The following is an 18,210-nucleotide window of genomic DNA, read 5'->3' as shown; positions in this document are numbered from 1 at the left end:
GCTAGACTTGGCGCATGAGCGAACCCTCGGTCTTCACCCGCATTCTGAACGGCGAGATCCCGGCCGAAGTCGTCGGAGAGACCGAGAACGCGGTGGCGATCAAAGACATCGCTCCCAAGGCTCCCGTGCACGTCGTGGTCTTCCCTCGCACGCAGGAGTACCGCAACGTCGTCGAGCTCGCGGCCGCCGACCCGGCACTCATGACCGAGGTCGTCGGCCTCGCCCACACCGTCGCCGCCGAGCTGTCGGACGGCGACTTCCGTCTCGTATTCAACACCGGCCCCCACGCGGGCCAGACCGTCTTCCACGTGCACGCGCACGTGCTGGCAGGCGGACTCGATGAGAAGAGCCTCGGTGCCTGATCACCCCTCTGACAACTCCGTGACCGACCGGGTCTACGCCGACGGCGTGGCGATGGTGCAGCTGCTCGGACCGCAGGACCGGCTGCTGCGCGTCGTCGAGAAGGAGCACCCCGGCGTCGACGTGCACGTGCGCGGCAACGAGATCACCCTCTCGGGGGATGCCGAGGCCGTCGCCGCCGCACGGTCGCTGGTCGACGAGCTCCTGGCCATGACGCGCGCAGGCCACGCACTCGGCGAGTCCGATGTGACCTCGTCCAACCGCATCCTGCGCAACGCCGCCGCGTCCGGCGGTCCGCGGCCGTCCGAAGTGCTGGGCGAGGCGATCCTCTCGTCGCGCGGACGCGTGATCCGCCCGAAGACGCTCGGGCAGAAGGCCTACGTCGACGCGATCGAGGATCACACGATCGTGTTCGGCATCGGCCCCGCGGGAACAGGCAAGACCTATCTGGCGATGGCGAAGGCCGTGCAGGCGCTGCAGCGCAAAGAGGTCGAGCGCATCATCCTGACGCGTCCGGCCGTCGAGGCGGGGGAGCGGCTGGGGTTCCTGCCCGGCACGCTCACCGACAAGATCGACCCCTACCTGCGCCCGCTGTACGACGCGCTCAACGAGATGATGGATCCCGAGATCGTCCCCAAGCTCATGGCGACGGGCACGATCGAGGTCGCGCCGCTCGCGTACATGCGCGGCCGCACGCTCAACAACTCGTTCGTCGTGCTCGATGAGGCGCAGAACACCACGCCCGAGCAGATGAAGATGTTCCTCACCCGCCTCGGGTTCGGCACGCAGATGGTCGTCACCGGCGACATCACGCAGGTCGACCTGCCGCAGGGTGCGTCAGGGCTCCGGCTGGTGACGCGCGTGCTGAAGGACATCGACGACATCCACTTCGCGTACCTCACGAGCGACGACGTCGTGCGTCACAGCCTCGTGGGCCGCATCGTCGACGCCTACAGCGAGTACGACGAGCTGCGCCTGGCCGCCCGCCGCGAGCGGGACGAGGCATCCGAATTCGCCAACCGCGCCGAGCGGCGCTCGGGGATGCCGCGCTCCGGCGGCCCCCGTGACCACCTTCCGAAGCGAGGACGCTCATGACCATCGAGATCGGCAACGAGTCCGGGATCGCCGTCGACGAGACGGTGCTGCTGCGTCTGATGGAGCACAACCTCGCGGAGCTGCACGTCAGCCCCGATGCCGACGTAGCGATCCTCCTCGTCGACGAGGGCGCCATGGAGGCGCTGCACGTGCAGTGGATGGACGAGCCCGGCCCGACCGATGTGCTCAGCTTCCCGATGGACGAGCTGCGTCCCGGCACCGAGGACATGCCCACGCCCGCCGGCCTGCTCGGCGACATCGTGCTGTGCCCTCAGGTCGCCGAGACGCAGGCCGTCGCAGCGAAGCACTCGACGCTGGACGAGCTGATCCTGCTGACGACGCACGGTCTGCTGCACCTCCTCGGCTTCGACCACGCCGAGCCCGAAGAGGAGCGTGAGATGTTCGGCCTGCAGCGCGAGCTCATCGCGTCGTTCCAGGCGTCCGAACGCCGACGACCCCGCGCATGACCGCTGCGCTCCTCCTCGTCGCCGCAGCGCTCCTGCTCGCGTTCGGCGCCCTCATGGTCGCTATCGACGCGGCGCTGGGCGTCACCTCGCGTGCCGACCTCGCCGAACTCGGTGCCGGCGGCGGCAATGCGAAGGCGCTGCAGCGCATCGCGGCCGATCCCGAGGCGCACAGCAACGCGGTGCTGTTCATCCGCGTCCTCGCCGAGACGACGGCCGCCGTGCTCGTCACCGTCGCCTTCACGCTGCTGTTCTCGAACATCTGGTGGGCGATGCTCGCCGCCGCGGTGCTCATGACCGGCGTGTCGTACGTCGTGGTCGGCGCGAGCCCGCGCACCGTCGGACGCCTGCACGCCAAGGGGCTGCTGCGCAGCGCGGCACCGGTGATCCGCGGTGTGCGCATCATCCTCGGGCCGCTCGCGCACGGTCTCGTGGCACTGGGAACCCGCATCACGCCGGGCGCATCGCGGGGCTCGTCGTTCGCGTCCGAGGAGCAGCTGCTCAGCATCATCGACGAGGCGGCCGAGAACGAGCTCATCGAGCAGGACGACCGCGAGCTCATCCACTCCGTGTTCGACTTCACCGACACCTTCGTGCGCGCGGTGATGGTCCCGCGCACCGACATGGTGACGGTGGATGCCTCGACCTCGACCCGCGAGGCGATGACGATCTTCCTGGAGAAGGGCGTGTCGCGCGTCCCGATCGTCGACGACGACGCCGACGACGTCGTCGGCGTGCTGTATCTCAAGGACCTCGTGCAGTTCGGGTTCCGCGACGAGACCGGCTGGCGGGATGCCCCGATCGCCCGCATCGCGCGGCCCGCGGTCTTCGTGCCCGAGTCGATGAAGGCCGAGACGCTGCTGCAGCAGATGAAGCGGGACGCGGTGCACGTGTGCCTCGTCGTGGACGAGTACGGCGGGGTGTCGGGGCTCGTCACGCTCGAGGACCTCATCGAGGAGCTCGTCGGCGACATCTCCGACGAGTACGACCCGCGCGCCGAAGAGGTCACCGAGCTGGAGCCTGGTCACTACCGGGTGAGCGCCCGCCTCGGGCTCGACGAGGTCGGAGACCTGTTCGGCCTGGACCTCGAGGACGAGGACGTCGACTCGATCGGCGGACTGCTCGGCAAGGCGCTGGGCCGCGTGCCGCAGCCCGGCGCGACCGCCGAGTACGCCGGTCTGGTCCTCACCGGCGGTGCGTCGCGCGGCCGCGGGCGCGGCATCTCGACGGTGTTCGTCGAGCGCGGCGATCCCGCCACCGATATCGGCCGTCCGCCTCGCACCGGCGAGATCCGCATCGTGAACCCGCGCACCGGCGAGATCCGGCTGCCGAAGAAGGAGGAGACGCCATGAGCGAGTCCCCGTCCACCCCCGAGACCGACGCGGCCGCAGAGGGGCGTTCCGGCTTCGTCACATTCGTCGGCCGCCCCAACGTGGGCAAGTCGACGCTGACGAACGCGCTGGTCGGCGAGAAGGTCGCCATCACGAGCGACAAGCCTCAGACGACGCGCCGCGCGATCCGCGGCATCCTGAACCGGCCGGGCGGGCAGCTCGTGATCGTCGACACGCCGGGACTCCACAAGCCGCGGACGCTGCTCGGTCAGCGTCTCAACGATCTCGTCGAGCAGGTGCTGGGCGACGTCGACGTGATCGGGTTCTGCGTCCCGGCGACGGAGAAGGTGGGCCCCGGCGATCGTCGCATCGCGGAGTCGCTGAACGGCTACGGCCGGGCCAAGAAGGTGGCGATCGTCACCAAGACGGACGCGGCCTCGCGCGACCAGATCACCGAGCGCCTCATGGAGGTCGACAGCCTGCGCGAGGACTGGGCCGCGGTGATCCCGTTGTCGGCGCTCACGCGCGACCAGCTCGACGTGCTGAGCGACGAGCTGCTCTCGCTGATGCCCGTGGGACCGGCGCTGTACCCCGACGATGTCGTGACCGACGAATCGACCGAGGACCGGATCGCCGAGATCATCCGCGAGGCCGCGCTCGAGGGCGTGCGCGACGAGCTGCCGCACTCGATCGCCGTCACGATCGACGACGTCGCCGAACGCGAGGAGGGCGGGCTGACCGACGTCTACGCGAACATCGTCGTCGAGCGCGACAGCCAGAAGGCGATCATCATCGGACACAAGGGATCCCGCCTTCGGGATGTCGGCACGCGTGCCCGTGCCCAGATCGAGCCGCTGCTGGGCACGAAGGTGTTCCTGAAGCTGCACGTGCGGGTCGCCAAGGAGTGGCAGCGCGATCCCAAGCAGCTCGGCCGGCTCGGGTTCTGACCCGGCTCAGCCGTCCATGTCGCGCAGGGCCGAGCGGATCACGACGAGCCCCTCGCCGTACTCGGCGTCGGCGGCGTGCTGCCACGTGCCGTCGTCCCACACCACGTCGATCCACAGCCACCCGTCCTGCGGCGTCGACCCGAGGTAGGAGTCGCCCAGGCGATCCGGCAGCTCGTCCTGGATGCCGGCGAGCGTCGCGTCATCGCCCTTCCCCGGCTCCCCGCCGGTCGGATCGGGCAGCGCGATCGGGTCGTACAGAGCGAGCATCACGGGCTGCTGGGCGGCGGTGAACGTGTCGCCGTCGTATGTGCCGCGCACGGCATACGCGCCCCACGTCGTGTCGCCGGAAGCCTCGAATCCTTCGACGCCCTCCCACGTCCACCCGTCGAGCGGGATGCCGGCGGGGCCGCACTGCGGCGGATACGACTCCGCGATCGCCCCGATGCACAGCTGCACGTCGCCGCCGGCGTCCAGGACGGTGCCGACGGCTGCCACCTCGCCGTCCGGCGGCACGGGTGTGACGGCGCCCAGCGGCGCGGCCGACCCGCCCGAACCGGGGGTCGCGGTGGCACAGGCGGTCGCGGCGAACAGGACGAGGGCGCCGGCGGCGACGATGCCGAGCGGCCGGGAGAGGCGTCTCATACCCCATACGTGTCGGCGCGGCCACGATCGTCTCGGAGCGGCGGCTGCGGCATCCGCTCGTCGTCCCGGTTCGCGCTCACGCCGATCACGGGTGTAGCCTGAGGCCATGCGCTTCGGTGGGCTCCTTCTTCTTAGCCGCCGCGACGAGACCTCGTTCTAGGGCCTTCCTCGTCGCGGAGCTTTTCGTTGGCCCGCATCATCAGGCATCGCCCGCCCCCTCGCGGCGGCGACAACGAAGAGAAGCGACGACATCATGAAGAACACCCAGAAGCCCTCGGCCATGCCCGTCCACAAGTACCGGCCGTTCCACGAGCAGATCCGGGTGGATCTGCCTGACCGCACCTGGCCCGACCAGCGCATCACCGTCGCGCCTCGCTGGTGCGCCGTCGACCTGCGTGACGGAAACCAGGCGCTCATCGATCCGATGAGCCCCGAGCGCAAGCGCATCATGTTCGACCTGCTCGTGAAGATGGGCTACAAGGAGATCGAGGTCGGCTTCCCGTCGGCGAGCCAGACGGACTTCGACTTCGTGCGCCAGCTGATCGAAGAGGGACTGATCCCCGACGACGTCACCATCCAGGTGCTGACGCAGGCGCGCGAGCACCTGATCGAGCGCACCTACGAGGCGATCGCCGGCGCCAAGCAGGCGATCGTGCACCTGTACAACTCGACGAGCGTGCTGCAGCGCGAGGTCGTCTTCCGCACCGACGAGCAGGGCATCATCGACATCGCCCTCGAGGGCGCGCGGCTGTGCCGCGAGTTCGAGAAGCGCATCCCCGGGACCCAGGTCTTCTACGAGTACTCGCCCGAGAGCTACACCGGCACCGAGCTCGAGTTCGCGCTGGACGTGTGCAACCAGGTCATCGAGATCTTCGAGCCGACGTCCGAGCGCAAGGTCATCATCAACCTGCCCGCGACGGTCGAGATGGCCACGCCCAACGTCTACGCCGACTCGATCGAGTGGATGAGCCGTCGCCTGGCCCACCGCGAGAACGTCATCCTGTCGCTGCACCCGCACAACGATCGCGGCACCGCGATCGCGGCGGCCGAGCTCGGCTACATGGCCGGCGCCGACCGCATCGAGGGGTGCCTGTTCGGCAACGGCGAGCGCACCGGCAATGTCGACCTCGTCGCCCTGGGCATCAACCTGCTGACGCAGGGCATCGACCCGCAGATCGACTTCAGCGACGTCGACCAGGTCAAGCGCACCGTCGAGTACTGCAACCAGCTGCCAGTGCACGAACGCAGCCCGTGGGCGGGCGACCTCGTGTTCACCGCTTTCAGCGGATCGCACCAGGACGCCATCAAGAAGGGCTTCGAGGCGATGGAGGCGCGTGCGGCCGAGGCCGGCGTCACCGTCGACGACATCGAGTGGGCGGTCCCGTACCTGCCCATCGACCCCAAGGACCTGGGCCGTTCGTACGAGGCGGTGATCCGCGTCAACTCGCAGTCCGGCAAGGGCGGCGTCGCCTACCTGCTGAAGACCGACCACTCGCTCGACCTGCCGCGCAAGCTGCAGATCGACTTCTCGGGCGTCGTGCAGGCCAAGACCGACGCCGAGGGCGGCGAGATCACGAGCGACCAGATCTGGAAGATCTTCACCGACGAGTACCTGCCGTCGGAGGTCCCGGGCGACCGCTGGGGCCGCTTCGAGCTGCTGGCCACCAGCACCCGCAGCGATCTGTCGGGCGATGTCGCGCTCGACATCACGCTGCGCGACGGCGACGAGCGCCGCGAGGAGTCCGGCCGGGGCAACGGCCCGGTCGCGGCGTTCCTCGAGATCGTCCGCGCACAGGGCTTCGAGGTGACGCTGTACGACTACGTCGAGCACGCGCTCAGCGCCGGCGGCGACGCGCAGGCTGCCGCGTACATCGAACTCCAGGTCGACGGCGAGCGCCTGTGGGGCGTCGGCATCGACTCAGACATCTCGACCGCATCGCTCAAGGCGATCGTGTCGGGCGTGAACCGCGCCATCCGTACGCGGGAGCGCTCAACGGCCCTCGCGGCCGTCTGAGCGCTGACCGTCGACGGGTGTGCGCGGGCGATCCCCGCGCGCGCCCGTCGGTGTTCGCCCGGAGCCGGACCCCGGCTGCGTGAGTGGATGCCTCAGGGCTTGACGATCGGGATCGCCGAGGTCTCCACCGCCACCTTGCGCCGGTAGAGGGCCCGCTGCTCGGGCAGCGAGATGTCGAAGATCACCGCGAGCAGGCGGATGACCGTGGTGACCGCGATCCCGATCACCGCGGCGGCGACGACGTTCACTCCGAGCAGCTCCGCGACGGCCAGGACCAGGCAGCCGACGGCCGCGGCCACCGCGTAGAGCGACCCGACGTGCATGATCGCCACAGGCAGCCCCATGATCATGTCGCGCAGGATGCCGCCGCCCACGGCCGCGCAGACGCCCACGAACACGGCAGGGACCAGCGGCAGCCCCAGCACGATCGCCTTGCTCGTGCCGAACGCGCCGAACATGCCGATGACGAGCGCGTCGAGGCCGACGATCACGGCGTTGAGGCGCTGGAAGAGTCCGGCCAGCAGCATCCCGAACAGCGCCGCACCGCCCGCCGTCAGCAGGTACCAGTTGCTCTGCAGCGTGGTCGGGGTGACGTTGAGCAGCAGATCGCGGATGAGTCCGCCGCCCATTCCGACGACGATTCCGATGATGGCGACGCCGAGCATGTCGAGGCGCTGCTGACCGCGGAAGCCCGAGGCGAACAGCGCCCCCTGGATGCCGCCGAGGCCCACTGCGATGAGATCCGCCCACAGGGGGATCACGAAGATCGGCTCGTTCACCTCTCCATTCTCGCGGTGCGCGGCGCCCGTGAGCAGGGCGACGCGACGATAATTGATGCGTGCCCACCTACCGCGATGAAGTCGTGGTCCTGCGCACCCACAAGCTGGGGGAGGCCGACAGGATCGTGACGATGCTCAGCCGTCGCCATGGCAAGGTGCGTGCCGTCGCGAAGGGCGTGCGCCGCACGACGTCCCGGTTCGGCTCGCGCCTGGAGCCGTTCATGGTGGCCGACGTGCAGCTGTACCAGGGCCGTTCGCTCGACATCGTGCAGCAGGCGGAGTCGCTCGGCTCGTACGGCGCCGACATCGTGGCCCACTACGACCGCTACACGTCGGCGCACGCGATGGTCGAGGCGGCCGACCGGCTCAACGAGGCCGAGGCGACGCCCCAGCAGTATCTCCTGCTCGTGGGCGGCCTGCGTGCACTCTCGCGCGGCGAGCATGCCGCGCGCAGCGTGCTGGACTCGTATCTCCTGCGGGCCATGGCGCTGTCGGGCTGGGCTCCGGGCCTCGGCGAATGCGCACGCTGCGGAGGCACCGGCCCCCACGACACGTTCGTCGCACAGCAGGGCGGCATCGTCTGCCGGGACTGCGCCCCGGTCGGCGCGGCGCGCGTCGACGCCGCCACGGTGTCGCTCCTGCAGTCGCTGATGGCGGGGGAGTGGGACGCGGTGGATGCCGCCTCCCCGGGTTCCACGGCGGCCGCGTCCGGCCTGATCGCCGCGTACGCCCAGTGGCATCTGGAACGCGGCATCCGCTCGCTCTCCCACGTCTCGGCAGCCCCACCGGAAGGCCCCAGGTGACCCCCAAGCCCTACACGCATCGCGACGCGGTGCCGTACCGCCCGCTCGACTGGACCGGCGTGTACCCGCCGGAGTATCCGAAGGGCGCCGTGCCGAACCACGTCGCGATCGTGATGGACGGCAACGGCCGGTGGGCGAACCGTCGCGGCCTCACCCGCATCGAGGGCCACAAGGCCGGCGAGGCGGCGCTGCTCGACGTCGTGGCAGGAGCGATCCAGGCGGGCGTCAAGCATCTGTCGGTGTACGCGTTCTCGACCGAGAACTGGTCGCGCTCGCCCGACGAGGTGCGCTTCCTCATGGGCTACAACCGCGACGTGCTGCACCGCCGCCGCGACCAGCTCAACGAGTGGGGCGTGCGCATCCAGTGGGCCGGGCGCAAGCCGCGCCTGTGGGGCTCGGTCATCAAGGAGCTGCAGTACGCCGAGCGGCTGACCGCCGGCAACGACGTGCTGACACTCACGATGTGCGTGAACTACGGCGGGCGCGTCGAGCTCGTGGACGCCATGCGGTCGATCGCCGACGACGTCGCGGCCGGGAGGCTCAAGCCGTCGGCAGTGTCGGAGAAGCTCATCCAGCGTCGCCTCTACCGGCCCGGGATGCCGGACGTCGACCTGTTCCTGCGCTCCAGCGGGGAGCAGCGGACGTCGAACTTCCTGCTATGGGAGTCGGCGTACGCCGAGTTCGTGTTCCTCGACACGCTGTGGCCGGACTTCACGCGCGTCGATCTGTGGCACGGCATCGACGTGTATCTCGGCCGTGACCGGCGTTTCGGCGGCGCGGTGGACACTCCCGGCGACGCCTCGGCGTGACGGCCGGCGCGCGGGCGGGCGTTGCCGAGATCACCCTGGGCACGCGCTCCGAACGGCGCTACCATCGGGCTGTCGCGTGCGGGGCGCGACCTGACTGGGGGTGGCGGCATGCTGCACAAGCGCGATTCGATCCGTGACGAGATGCTCGACGAGATCTACTCGTCGGGTGATCTGTCGGGTTCCCTGCCGAAGTACCGGATGCCCGAGAGGGAGCAGCTGCCGCGGCACGCGTACCGCGTCATCTCGGACGAGCTGATGATGGACGGCAACTCCCGTCAGAACCTGGCGACGTTCTGCCAGACCTGGCTCGAGCCCGAGGTCCTGCTCATCATGGCCGAGACGCTCGACAAGAACATGGTCGACAAGGACGAGTATCCGCAGACGGCCGCGATCGAGGAGCGCTGCGTGCACATCCTCGCCGACCTGTGGAACTCGCCGGATGCCGCCAACACCCTGGGCACCTCGACGACGGGCTCCAGCGAGGCCGCGATGCTCGGGGGCATGGCGCTGCTGTGGAACTGGAAGGCGCGTCGCCGCGCCGCGGGGCTGCCCGTCGACAAGCCGAACATCATCACGGGTCCGGTGCAGGTCTGCTGGCACAAGTTCGCCCGCTACTGGGACGTCGAGCTGCGCGAGATCCCGATGGAGGGCGACAGGTTCCTGATGACGCCGGAGCAGGTGATGAAGCGCGTCGACGAGAACACCATCGGCGTGGTCCCCACGCTCGGCGTCACATTCACGGGCGGATACGAGCCGGTGCAAGCCGTCAGCGACGCCCTCGACGCGCATCAGGCGGAGACGGGCCTGGACATCCCGATCCACGTCGACGGGGCCAGCGGCGGCTTCCTCGCCCCGTTCACGGCGCCCGAGATCGTCTGGGACTTCCGGCTGCCGCGCGTGAAGTCGATCAACACGTCGGGCCACAAGTTCGGGCTGGCCCCGCTCGGTGTGGGCTGGATCGTCTGGCGCGACGCCGAGGACCTGCCCGAAGAGCTGATCTTCGACGTCAACTACCTCGGCGGCAACATGCCCACGTTCGCCCTGAACTTCTCCCGTCCGGGCGGGCAGATCGTCGCGCAGTACTACAACTTCGTGCGCCTCGGACGCGAGGGCTATCGGAAGGTCCACCAGGCCTGCTACGACACGGCCATGTTCCTCGCCGAAGAGATCGGCAAGCTCGAGCACTTCGACATCATCAACGACGGGAGCCCGCAGTCCGGGATTCCCGCCGTGTCGTGGAAGCTGAAGGAGGACGTGGCGCACCCGTTCACGCTCTTCGACCTCGCCGACAGGCTGCGGGCGCGCGGCTGGCAGGTGCCGGCCTACACGATGCCCGCGAACCGCGAGGATCTCGCGATCCAGCGGATCCTCGTGCGCGTCGGATTCGGCAGGGATGAGGCATCCCTCCTCATGGACGACTACCGGGCTGCGATCGAGCACTTCGACAAGCACCCGATCACGGTGCCGATGAGCGAGCAAGAGGCGGGGTCGTTCCACCACTGACGGCACGTCGCGATCGGGTACCAGGGTGAGCACGGATCATGAGCGGCGCCGGCGGGCGCCGCGGACACGGGTCATGCGGCTGCGACGCGAGTCCTGGGGCTTCGCGTTCGGCTCGGTCCTCTTCGCCGTGGGCGTGGTGCCCTGGTACGTCGACGCGGTCGGCCCGGTGTGGGATGCGGCGACGTTCTTCGCGGGGTCGATCTTCTTCACCCTGGGCGGCTTCATCCAGCTCGCCCTGAGCGGCCGGCGGCCGCCGCGGCGGTCCTCGTCGACCGCCGACTTCGCCGACTGGTGGTCGGCGGCTGCGCAGTTCGTCGGCACCCTGCTGTTCAACGTGAGCACCGCCGCGGTGCTCATCGGAGCGATCCGGGCGACGTCGACCCCCTCGACGGGCTGGACGCCCGACGCGTGGGGCTCGGCCGCGTTCCTGATCGCGAGCGTGCTCGCGCTCGTCGCGGCACGGCGCCGACATGAGCTGTGGGATCCCGACGCGCGCACCGCGCACGGCACGTGGCTGAACATGGCGGGCTCCGTCGCGTTCGGCTTCTCGGCCGTCGGTGCCTACGTGGTGCCCGCGACGGGGACGATCTACGATCCCCGCTGGGTGAACCTCGGCACGTTCCTCGGCGCAGTGTGCTTCTTCGTCGCCGCCGTGCTCGCGCGCAGGTCGATGGAATACGAGCAGGACCACCCGGGGTTGTCCCCAGCATGACAGACGCCATCAAGATCGACGTGTGGAGCGACATCGCCTGCCCGTGGTGCTACATCGGCAAGCGGAACCTCGAGAACGGCCTGGCCGCGGCATCCACCGACGAGGACGCCCCCGCCGTCGAGGTGACCTTCCACTCGTTCGAGCTCTCTCCTGACACTCCGGTCGATTTCGACGGCGATGAGCTCGACTTCCTGGCCACCCACAAGGGCATGCAGCGTGAGCAGGTGCAGCAGATGCTCGAGCGCGTCACCGGCGTCGCCGCCGACGCCGGCCTGGAGTACCGGTTCGACCTGCTCAAGCACACCAACACCGTGAAGGCGCACGAGCTGCTGCACTTCGCGAAGGAGCAGGGCCGCCAGCACGAGCTCGCCGAGCGCCTCATGGCGGCGTACTTCACCGAGGGCCGCCACCTCGGCCGGGAGGACGAGCTCGTCGCGCTCGCCGCGGACGCGGGCCTCGAGGCCGACGCCGCGCGCGAAGCCCTCCAGAGCGGACGCTACCTCGATGCGGTGCGCGCCGACCAGGCTCAGGCCGCCGCCTACGGCATCAATGGCGTGCCGTTCTTCGTCATCGACGGCAAGTACGGCGTGTCGGGCGCGCAGCCGGCCGACGCCTTCGCCCAGATCGTCCGCCAGGTGTGGGCGGAGCACAACGGCGCCGACGTCGAGGCCGACGAAGCCGTCGCCTGACCCCGGATCCGCAGCGGCCCGTCACGAGCGATCGTGACGGGCCGCTCGCACGTGTGCGTCAGCGCGGCAGGTTCGACTCGATGACCTCGACGATGGCCCGGTCATCGGGCTTGACGTTGGGACGGAAGCGGTGGATGCCGCCATCGGGCGTGAGCACGAACTTCTCGAAGTTCCACACGATCGGGCCGCGGCCGCCCTCGGCGTCCTTTGACTTCTTGAGCGCCTTGTACAGCGGGGCCGCGCCCCCGCCGTTGACCTTGATCTTGTCGAAGACGGGGAAGCTGACCCCCCAGGTCGTCGAGCAGTACTCGAGGATCTCTTCCATCGTGCCCGGCTCCTGGCCCATGAACTGGTTGCAGGGGAATCCGAGAACGGTGAACCCGCGCTCCGCGTAGGCGCGCTGCAGCTCCTCGAGCTGCTCGTACTGCGGGGTCAGGCCGCACTTGGACGCGACATTGACCACGAGGAGCACCTGGTCGCCGTAATCGGCGAGTGTGGCGGTGCCGCCATCGGCGGTCTGGAAGGGGATCTGGCGCAGGTCGGTGAGGGTCGCCTCGGTCATATCCCCAGGCTAAGCGCCGGCGTTCAGCCAAGGGCCGGATTCCTGTAAGAGAATGGAGTCGTGACGACTGCCATCGCCCCCGCGCCCACGCTGCGCATCGGGCCCATCGAACTCGACGCCCCCGTGGTGCTCGCGCCGATGGCGGGCATCACCAACACCGCCTTCCGGCGTCTGTGCCGCGAGTACGGCGCCGGGCTCTATGTGAGCGAGATGATCACGACCCGGGCCCTGGTGGAGCGCAACGCCACCACGATGCGGCTGATCACGCACCACGAGTCCGAGACGCCGCGCTCCATCCAGCTGTACGGCGTCGATCCCGCGACGACCGAGGCCGCCGTGCGCCTCCTCGTCGAGGAGGACCGTGCCGACCACATCGACCTGAACTTCGGCTGCCCCGTGCCCAAGGTGACCCGCAAGGGCGGCGGAGCCGCACTGCCGTGGAAGCTCGGGCTGTTCCGCGAGATCGTGACCCGCGCCGCGCGCGCCGCCGGCGACGTGCCGCTCACGATCAAGATGCGCAAGGGCATCGACGGCGACCACCTGACCTACCTCGACGCGGGGCGCATCGCCGAGGACGCGGGCGTCGCGGCCGTGGCGCTCCACGCCCGCACGGCCTCGGAGTTCTACTCGGGCACGGCCGACTGGTCGGCGATCGCCCAGCTCAAAGAGACCGTCACGAGCGTTCCGGTGCTCGGCAACGGCGACATCTGGTCGGCCGAGGACGCGGTGCGCATGATGGCCGAGACCGGCTGCGACGGCGTCGTCGTCGGTCGCGGCTGCCTCGGACGCCCGTGGCTGTTCGGCGACCTGGCCCGCGCGCTCGGCGGCCCCGACGCCGCGCCGGCCGACCCCGTCGACGCCACCCTCGGCTTCGTGGCAGACGCCTTCCGCCGCCACGCCGAACTGCTCGTCGAGTTCTTCGACGACGAGGATCGCGGCTGCCGCGACATCCGCAAGCACGTCGCGTGGTACTTCAAGGGCTACCCGGTGGGCGGTGAGCTGCGCGCCAGCCTCGCGACAGCCTCCAGCCTCGCCGAGATCGACGACCTGCTCGCCACGCTCGACCTCGACGCGCCGTACCCCGGCGCCGCCGCCGAGGGTCAGCGCGGCCGCGCCGGCACCCCGAAGCGCCCCGCCCTGCCCGACGGCTGGCTGAACTCGCGCGAGCTCGGGGCCGCGGCATCCATCGCCCTCGCCGAAGCGGAACTCGACCACAGTGGCGGGTGACGAGGCGGGCGCGTCGGAGCGGCCCTTCGGGTACGACGACGCGGATGCCGCACGGTTCCACGCCGAACGCCACCGGTCGCAGCGCGACGACTTCGCGCGCGACCGCGCCCGCGTGCTGCACTCCGCCGCACTGCGGCGCTTGGCGGCCAAAACGCAGGTGCTGAGCCCCGCGAGTCCTGCCGACTTCGCCCGCAACCGGCTGACGCACTCGCTCGAGGTCGCGCAGGTGGGCCGCGAGCTCGCCACCGCGCTGCAGCTGGCGGCGGACGTCGTCGACACCGCGTGCCTGAGCCACGACCTGGGGCACCCGCCGTTCGGTCACAACGGCGAGCGGGCGCTCAACGAATGGGCAGAGGACTTCGGGGGCTTCGAGGGCAACGCGCAGACGCTGCGCATCCTGACGCGTCTCGAGCCGAAGGTGATCGACGCCGACGGCCGCAGCTTCGGACTGAACCTCACCCGGGCGAGCCTGGACGCATCCTGCAAGTATCCGTGGACGGCGGATCATCCGCTGCCCGATCCGGGCGGCCGCTTGAAGTTCGGCGTGTACCCCGACGACGAAGAGGTCTTCCACTGGCTGCGCGCCGATGCTCCCGGGAGGGTCCGCTGCATCGAGGCCGAGGTCATGGACCTGTCGGACGACATCGCGTACTCGGTGCACGACTTCGAGGACGCCATCGTCAACGGCTACCTCGATCCGGCGCGCCTGGTCGATCCGCGCGAGCATGAAGGGCTGCTGACGGCGATCCAGTCGTGGGTCGGCTTCGACTTCGCGCGCGACGAGCTCGAGGATGCCCTGTTCCGCCTGACGCGCATGCCGGAGTGGATCGACTCCTTCGACGGCACGCGCGCCGCACTGGCGCGCCTGAAGAACCTCACCTCCGACCTCATCGGGCGGTTCGCCCGGGCAGCCACGACCGCCACGCGCGAGGCCTACGACCTCTCGGTGCTCACCCGCTACCGCGGCCACCTCGTCGTGCCGCGAATCGTCGAGGCCGAGATGGCGGTGCTCAAGGGCATCATCGGTGCGGCGGTCGTGTCGATCGAGGGCCGCAAGGATCTGTACAAGGAGCAGCGCCGTCTGCTCAAGCGCCTGGCGACGGCGCTGTGGGAGCACCCCGAGGCGCTGGACGCGATCCACGCGCAGGACTTCGCCGCGGCACCGACCGACATCGCGCGCCGGCGCGCCGTGGTGGACCAAGTCGCGAGCCTCACCGATCAGCTCGCGATCGCCTGGCACGGCACGCTCGTCGCGCCGGTGGATGCCGCGACAGTCGGCGTCTGGGCACCGGGCGCGCGCCCGATGGACGTCCCCTCGCACGGAGCCCGCTGATGCCGGGACGGATCCGTCAGGCCGACGTCGACGAGGTCAAGGCCCGCACCAACATCGCCGACATCATCGGCGAGCGGGTCGCGCTCAAGTCGGCCGGCGTCGGCTCGCTCAAGGGCCTGTGCCCGTTCCACGACGAGCGCAGCCCGAGCTTCAACGTGCGTCCCCAGGCAGGCTTCTATCACTGCTTCGGGTGCGGCGAATCGGGCGATGTGTACTCGTTCCTGCGCGCGATGGATCACGTGTCGTTCACCGAGGCGGTGGAGAAGCTCGCGGGCCGCATCGGCTACGCGCTGCACTACGAGGACGGCGGCGCCGCCCCCGAGCACACCGGCCGCGCGCGGCTCTACGCCGCCAACTCCGCCGCCGCGGAGTTCTTCCGCACCCAGCTGATGACGCCCGAGGCCGACACCGCACGCCGCTTCCTCGGCCAGCGCGGATTCGATGCGGGCGCTGCCGGGCACTTCGGGGTGGGCTACGCCCCCAAGGGCTGGGAGGGCATGACCAAGGCGCTGCGCACGCAGGGCTTCACCGACGAGGAGCTCTCGTCGGCCGGCCTGGTGTCGCAGGGCCAGCGGGGCGTGTACGACCGCTTCCGCGGGCGCGTGGTGTGGCCGATCCGCGACGTCACGGGCCAGGTGATCGGCTTCGGCGCCCGCAGGCTGTATGACGACGACAAGGGCCCGAAGTACCTCAACACGCCCGAGACGACGCTCTACAAGAAGACGAACGTGCTCTACGGGCTCGACCTCGCCAAGCGCGACATCTCACGGGAGCACCGCGTCGTGGTCGTCGAGGGCTACACCGATGTGATGGCGTGCCATCTGGCGGGCATCACGACAGCCATCGCGACATGCGGGACCGCGTTCGGCGCCGACCACATCACGGTGCTGCGGCGCGTGATGGGCGATGACTCGACGGCGGGCGAGGTGGTCTTCACCTTCGACCCCGACGCCGCCGGCCAGAAGGCGGCGCTGCGCGCCTTCGCCGACGCCAAGCGGTTCAACGCGCAGACCTATGTGGCCACCGGCCCCGAGGGTCTGGACCCGTGCGACCTGCGGCTCGCCCGCGGCGACGGCGCGGTGCGAGGGCTCATGGAGACCAAGGTGCCGATGGTGGAGTTCGTGCTCGACCAGCGCATCGCCGGGTTCGACCTCGCGAGCGTCGAGGGCCGGGTCGGGGCGCTGCGCACAGCGGCGCCGGTCGTCGCGGAGCTGCGCGATCCGCTCCTGCAGCCGGAGTACATCCGGGTGCTCGCACGCCGGCTGGGCATGGACACCGAGGACGTCCGCCGTGAGGTCGAGCGTGCCGCGCGCAGCGGCCCGCGGGACGACCGCCGGCGCGATCCTGCGCCCCCGGCCGAGCAGACGACGGACGCCGGCGATGACGGTGTGCGCAAGGTGACGCTGGCGACGCTGCCGCGCACACCCGAGGCCGCTCTCGAGCGCGACGCGCTCATGGGTGTGCTGCAGTTCGGGCACCGCATGGATCCGACCCTCGTCGCCCCCGCGCTCGAGCTGCCGTTCCGGCTCCCGCCGCTCGAGGCGGTGCGCGTCGGCGTGGCCGGCGCGGTCCCGACGATGCAGCGCCCGGGTTGGTCGGTGGATGCCGTGGCCACCGTGCGGGAGCCTTACCGATCGCTGGCGGCCGAGCTCCTGGCCGGCAATTTCCCGGCGCTCGACGACGACGCCGCCGTGGCCTCGGCGAGCGACCTGCTGCGCCGGCTCGTGCTGCGCGGACTCGATCGAGAGAAGTCCGAACTGCTCGGCGCCATCCAGCGCGTGCCGGCGGACTCGGAAGAGGGACGCAGCATCCGCCTGCGCCTGCGCGAGCTGGACGCACGCCGCCAGACCGTCGCCGACGAAGCCTCCTGAGCAGGCCTGCGCGGATCGCCGCACGTGCGGCGCTGTCTGCTGGTGCGTCGGGGCGCTCCACGGCAGGATGAGGGAATGGCTCGCCGACGAGATGCAGACATCGCGATCGACTGCTCGGACCTGTCGATCGCCCGGGCAGGGCGAGGCGGGCCGGCGCAGCGCGTCGTGGACGGGGTGACCTTCCGCCTTCCGCGCGGCGGCACGCTGGCGCTCATGGGGCCGACCGGCTCCGGCAAGTCCTCGCTCGCGGCCGTGCTGGCCGGAGCGGACGAGCCGGGCCTCGCCGTGGTCGGCGGCAGCGGCACCGTCGAGGGCGTGTCGGTGCGGCATCCCGGACGCGCGCATCGGTACCTCACCTACTACGCGGGCTACCTGCCGCAGTCCGCCGGAGCGCATCTGCCGGCACGCCTGACCGTCGCCGACGTCATCGGCGAGCCGATCACGAGCCGCGATCGCCGCGTCAGCGCCCGAGGGCTCGCGGTGCGCATCGCGTCGCTGCTGGACGAGCTGATGCTGCCGCTCGGCGCATCGGCGAAGTATCCGTACGAGCTCAGTGCCGGCATGCGCCAGCGGGTCGCGTTCGCGCGCGCTCTCGTGCTGCAGCCGCGCGTGCTGGTCGCTGACGAGCCGTTCGCCAACATGGACGTCGAAGTGCGCAAGGCCGCTCGCGAGGCGATCCTGCGACGCCGGCGCGAACTCGGCATGGCGGCCCTCGTGGTCACCAACGAGCCCGAGGTCGTGAAAGAGCTGGATGCCGACGTCCTGGTGCTGCGCGGGGGCCGCCCGGTCGCGTACGGGCATGGCACGCATGACCTGCTCTGGACGCCGAGCGCGGACGCGGACCGACGGCTCGTCGGATCATGATCGCGCCACCGATGGTCATGAGCATGGGTTGAGCTTTGCTAATATGGTCTAGTTGCCCGCACGAGAGTGCGGAACATTCCTCCATAGCTCAATTGGCAGAGCAATCGGCTGTTAACCGATAGGTTCTTGGTTCGAGTCCAAGTGGGGGAGCGAAGGCCTCGGGGCTCCACCCCCGGGGCTTTCTTCTTTTCGGATGCGTTGCTCG

18 protein-coding genes and 1 tRNA gene are annotated in these 18,210 nt (G+C 70.1%); 16 read left to right on the top strand and 3 right to left on the bottom strand.

Annotated features, from left to right (window positions below; translation table 11 throughout):
• The first annotated feature begins 14 nt into the window (after positions 1–14).
• From ABEA46_RS05350 to era, 5 genes are read left to right on the top strand one after another with little or no spacing between them, the layout of a single operon-like run.
• On the top strand, positions 15–362 hold the full coding sequence (locus tag ABEA46_RS05350) for an HIT domain-containing protein (RefSeq protein WP_345543327.1): 348 nt from the start codon (positions 15–17) through the stop codon (positions 360–362).
• Entirely contained in the window at positions 340–1,455 is a 1,116-nt protein-coding gene (locus tag ABEA46_RS05345; RefSeq protein ID WP_425563162.1) for a PhoH family protein, read from the top strand. Before ABEA46_RS05350 ends, ABEA46_RS05345 begins: the two co-directional genes overlap by 23 nt.
• Positions 1,452–1,922, top strand: coding sequence for an rRNA maturation RNase YbeY (ybeY, locus tag ABEA46_RS05340; protein WP_191170699.1), 471 nt, complete (start codon positions 1,452–1,454; stop codon positions 1,920–1,922). The genes ABEA46_RS05345 and ybeY overlap by 4 nt, the downstream gene beginning before the upstream one ends.
• A complete protein-coding gene (locus ABEA46_RS05335) occupies positions 1,919–3,271 on the top strand; it encodes a hemolysin family protein (protein ID WP_345543326.1) in 1,353 nt (450 codons plus the stop codon). Before ybeY ends, ABEA46_RS05335 begins: the two co-directional genes overlap by 4 nt.
• Positions 3,268–4,197 carry a GTPase Era gene (gene era / locus ABEA46_RS05330; RefSeq protein WP_345543325.1) on the top strand — a complete coding sequence of 310 codons (930 nt, stop codon included), beginning with the start codon at positions 3,268–3,270 and terminating at the stop codon, positions 4,195–4,197. The genes ABEA46_RS05335 and era overlap by 4 nt, the downstream gene beginning before the upstream one ends.
• Before the next feature lie 6 nt (positions 4,198–4,203).
• Here era and ABEA46_RS05325 read toward each other — a convergent pair whose 3' ends face one another.
• Complete coding sequence (locus ABEA46_RS05325; RefSeq protein ID WP_345543324.1) at positions 4,204–4,839, bottom strand: hypothetical protein; 636 nt, start codon at positions 4,837–4,839, stop codon at positions 4,204–4,206.
• Between the two features lie 253 nt (positions 4,840–5,092).
• Here ABEA46_RS05325 and leuA point away from each other — a divergent pair, with 253 nt between their 5' ends.
• Positions 5,093–6,853: a 2-isopropylmalate synthase gene (gene leuA / locus ABEA46_RS05320; RefSeq protein ID WP_345543323.1), complete on the top strand. Its 1,761-nt coding sequence runs from the start codon at positions 5,093–5,095 to the stop codon at positions 6,851–6,853.
• Positions 6,854–6,945: 92 nt separating this feature from the next.
• Here leuA and ABEA46_RS05315 read toward each other — a convergent pair whose 3' ends face one another.
• Positions 6,946–7,632 carry a trimeric intracellular cation channel family protein gene (locus ABEA46_RS05315; RefSeq protein ID WP_345543322.1) on the bottom strand — a complete coding sequence of 229 codons (687 nt, stop codon included), beginning with the start codon at positions 7,630–7,632 and terminating at the stop codon, positions 6,946–6,948.
• Positions 7,633–7,691: 59 nt separating this feature from the next.
• Here ABEA46_RS05315 and recO point away from each other — a divergent pair, with 59 nt between their 5' ends.
• From recO to ABEA46_RS05290, 5 genes are all read left to right on the top strand, one after another.
• Positions 7,692–8,435, top strand: coding sequence for a DNA repair protein RecO (recO, locus tag ABEA46_RS05310; RefSeq protein ID WP_345543321.1), 744 nt, complete (start codon positions 7,692–7,694; stop codon positions 8,433–8,435).
• The gene (locus ABEA46_RS05305; RefSeq protein WP_345543320.1) at positions 8,432–9,244 is read left to right on the top strand and encodes an isoprenyl transferase; all 813 of its coding nucleotides are present in this window, start codon (positions 8,432–8,434) and stop codon (positions 9,242–9,244) included. The genes recO and ABEA46_RS05305 overlap by 4 nt, the downstream gene beginning before the upstream one ends.
• A gap of 108 nt (positions 9,245–9,352) precedes the next feature.
• Positions 9,353–10,747 carry a glutamate decarboxylase gene (gene gad, locus ABEA46_RS05300; protein WP_345543319.1) on the top strand — a complete coding sequence of 465 codons (1,395 nt, stop codon included), beginning with the start codon at positions 9,353–9,355 and terminating at the stop codon, positions 10,745–10,747.
• Positions 10,748–10,772: 25 nt separating this feature from the next.
• Positions 10,773–11,459, top strand: a complete 687-nt coding sequence (locus ABEA46_RS05295; protein WP_345543318.1) for a hypothetical protein — start codon at positions 10,773–10,775, stop codon at positions 11,457–11,459.
• On the top strand, positions 11,456–12,148 hold the full coding sequence (locus ABEA46_RS05290; protein WP_345543317.1) for a DsbA family oxidoreductase: 693 nt from the start codon (positions 11,456–11,458) through the stop codon (positions 12,146–12,148). The genes ABEA46_RS05295 and ABEA46_RS05290 overlap by 4 nt, the downstream gene beginning before the upstream one ends.
• Before the next feature lie 58 nt (positions 12,149–12,206).
• On the opposite strand, the gene ABEA46_RS05285 is transcribed toward ABEA46_RS05290, so the two are convergent.
• A complete protein-coding gene (locus ABEA46_RS05285) occupies positions 12,207–12,710 on the bottom strand; it encodes a glutathione peroxidase (RefSeq protein ID WP_345543316.1) in 504 nt (167 codons plus the stop codon).
• A 60-nt stretch (positions 12,711–12,770) separates the two neighbouring features.
• Between ABEA46_RS05285 and dusB the strand changes: the two genes are divergently transcribed.
• The 5 genes from dusB (at position 12,771) to ABEA46_RS05260 (ending at position 18,155) form a co-directional block, all read left to right on the top strand.
• Positions 12,771–13,937: a tRNA dihydrouridine synthase DusB gene (gene dusB, locus ABEA46_RS05280; RefSeq protein WP_345543315.1), complete on the top strand. Its 1,167-nt coding sequence runs from the start codon at positions 12,771–12,773 to the stop codon at positions 13,935–13,937.
• The gene (locus ABEA46_RS05275) at positions 13,927–15,270 is read left to right on the top strand and encodes a deoxyguanosinetriphosphate triphosphohydrolase (protein ID WP_345543314.1); all 1,344 of its coding nucleotides are present in this window, start codon (positions 13,927–13,929) and stop codon (positions 15,268–15,270) included. Before dusB ends, ABEA46_RS05275 begins: the two co-directional genes overlap by 11 nt.
• Entirely contained in the window at positions 15,270–17,141 is a 1,872-nt protein-coding gene (dnaG, locus tag ABEA46_RS05270; RefSeq protein ID WP_345543313.1) for a DNA primase, read from the top strand. Before ABEA46_RS05275 ends, dnaG begins: the two co-directional genes overlap by 1 nt.
• A 75-nt stretch (positions 17,142–17,216) precedes the next feature.
• Positions 17,217–18,005 carry an ATP-binding cassette domain-containing protein gene (locus tag ABEA46_RS05265; RefSeq protein WP_345543312.1) on the top strand — a complete coding sequence of 263 codons (789 nt, stop codon included), beginning with the start codon at positions 17,217–17,219 and terminating at the stop codon, positions 18,003–18,005.
• 77 nt (positions 18,006–18,082) lie between these two features.
• Positions 18,083–18,155: transfer RNA gene (locus ABEA46_RS05260), tRNA-Asn, on the top strand.
• Positions 18,156–18,210: the final 55 nt, after the last annotated feature.

The sequence above is a fragment of the Microbacterium jejuense genome, assembly GCF_039544225.1.
GTDB classification, from domain to species: domain Bacteria; phylum Actinomycetota; class Actinomycetes; order Actinomycetales; family Microbacteriaceae; genus Microbacterium; species Microbacterium jejuense.
The sequence above is the reverse complement of the archived record's forward strand: the minus strand, read 5'-3'. Positions and strand labels throughout refer to the sequence as shown.

What these genes read in the sequence shown, in the direction of transcription:
- ABEA46_RS05350 (WP_345543327.1), top strand. Translation starts at nt 15, where the DNA reads ATGAGCGAACCCTCGGTCTTCACCCGCATTCTGAACGGCGAGATCCCG.
- ABEA46_RS05345 (WP_425563162.1), top strand. Translation starts at nt 340, where the DNA reads ATGAGAAGAGCCTCGGTGCCTGATCACCCCTCTGACAACTCCGTGACC.
- ybeY (WP_191170699.1), top strand. Translation starts at nt 1,452, where the DNA reads ATGACCATCGAGATCGGCAACGAGTCCGGGATCGCCGTCGACGAGACG.
- ABEA46_RS05335 (WP_345543326.1), top strand. Translation starts at nt 1,919, where the DNA reads ATGACCGCTGCGCTCCTCCTCGTCGCCGCAGCGCTCCTGCTCGCGTTC.
- era (WP_345543325.1), top strand. Translation starts at nt 3,268, where the DNA reads ATGAGCGAGTCCCCGTCCACCCCCGAGACCGACGCGGCCGCAGAGGGG.
- ABEA46_RS05325 (WP_345543324.1), bottom strand. Translation starts at nt 4,839, where the DNA reads ATGAGACGCCTCTCCCGGCCGCTCGGCATCGTCGCCGCCGGCGCCCTC.
- leuA (WP_345543323.1), top strand. Translation starts at nt 5,093, where the DNA reads ATGAAGAACACCCAGAAGCCCTCGGCCATGCCCGTCCACAAGTACCGG.
- gad (WP_345543319.1), top strand. Translation starts at nt 9,353, where the DNA reads ATGCTGCACAAGCGCGATTCGATCCGTGACGAGATGCTCGACGAGATC.
- ABEA46_RS05290 (WP_345543317.1), top strand. Translation starts at nt 11,456, where the DNA reads ATGACAGACGCCATCAAGATCGACGTGTGGAGCGACATCGCCTGCCCG.
- ABEA46_RS05285 (WP_345543316.1), bottom strand. Translation starts at nt 12,710, where the DNA reads ATGACCGAGGCGACCCTCACCGACCTGCGCCAGATCCCCTTCCAGACC.
- dnaG (WP_345543313.1), top strand. Translation starts at nt 15,270, where the DNA reads ATGCCGGGACGGATCCGTCAGGCCGACGTCGACGAGGTCAAGGCCCGC.
- ABEA46_RS05265 (WP_345543312.1), top strand. Translation starts at nt 17,217, where the DNA reads ATGGCTCGCCGACGAGATGCAGACATCGCGATCGACTGCTCGGACCTG.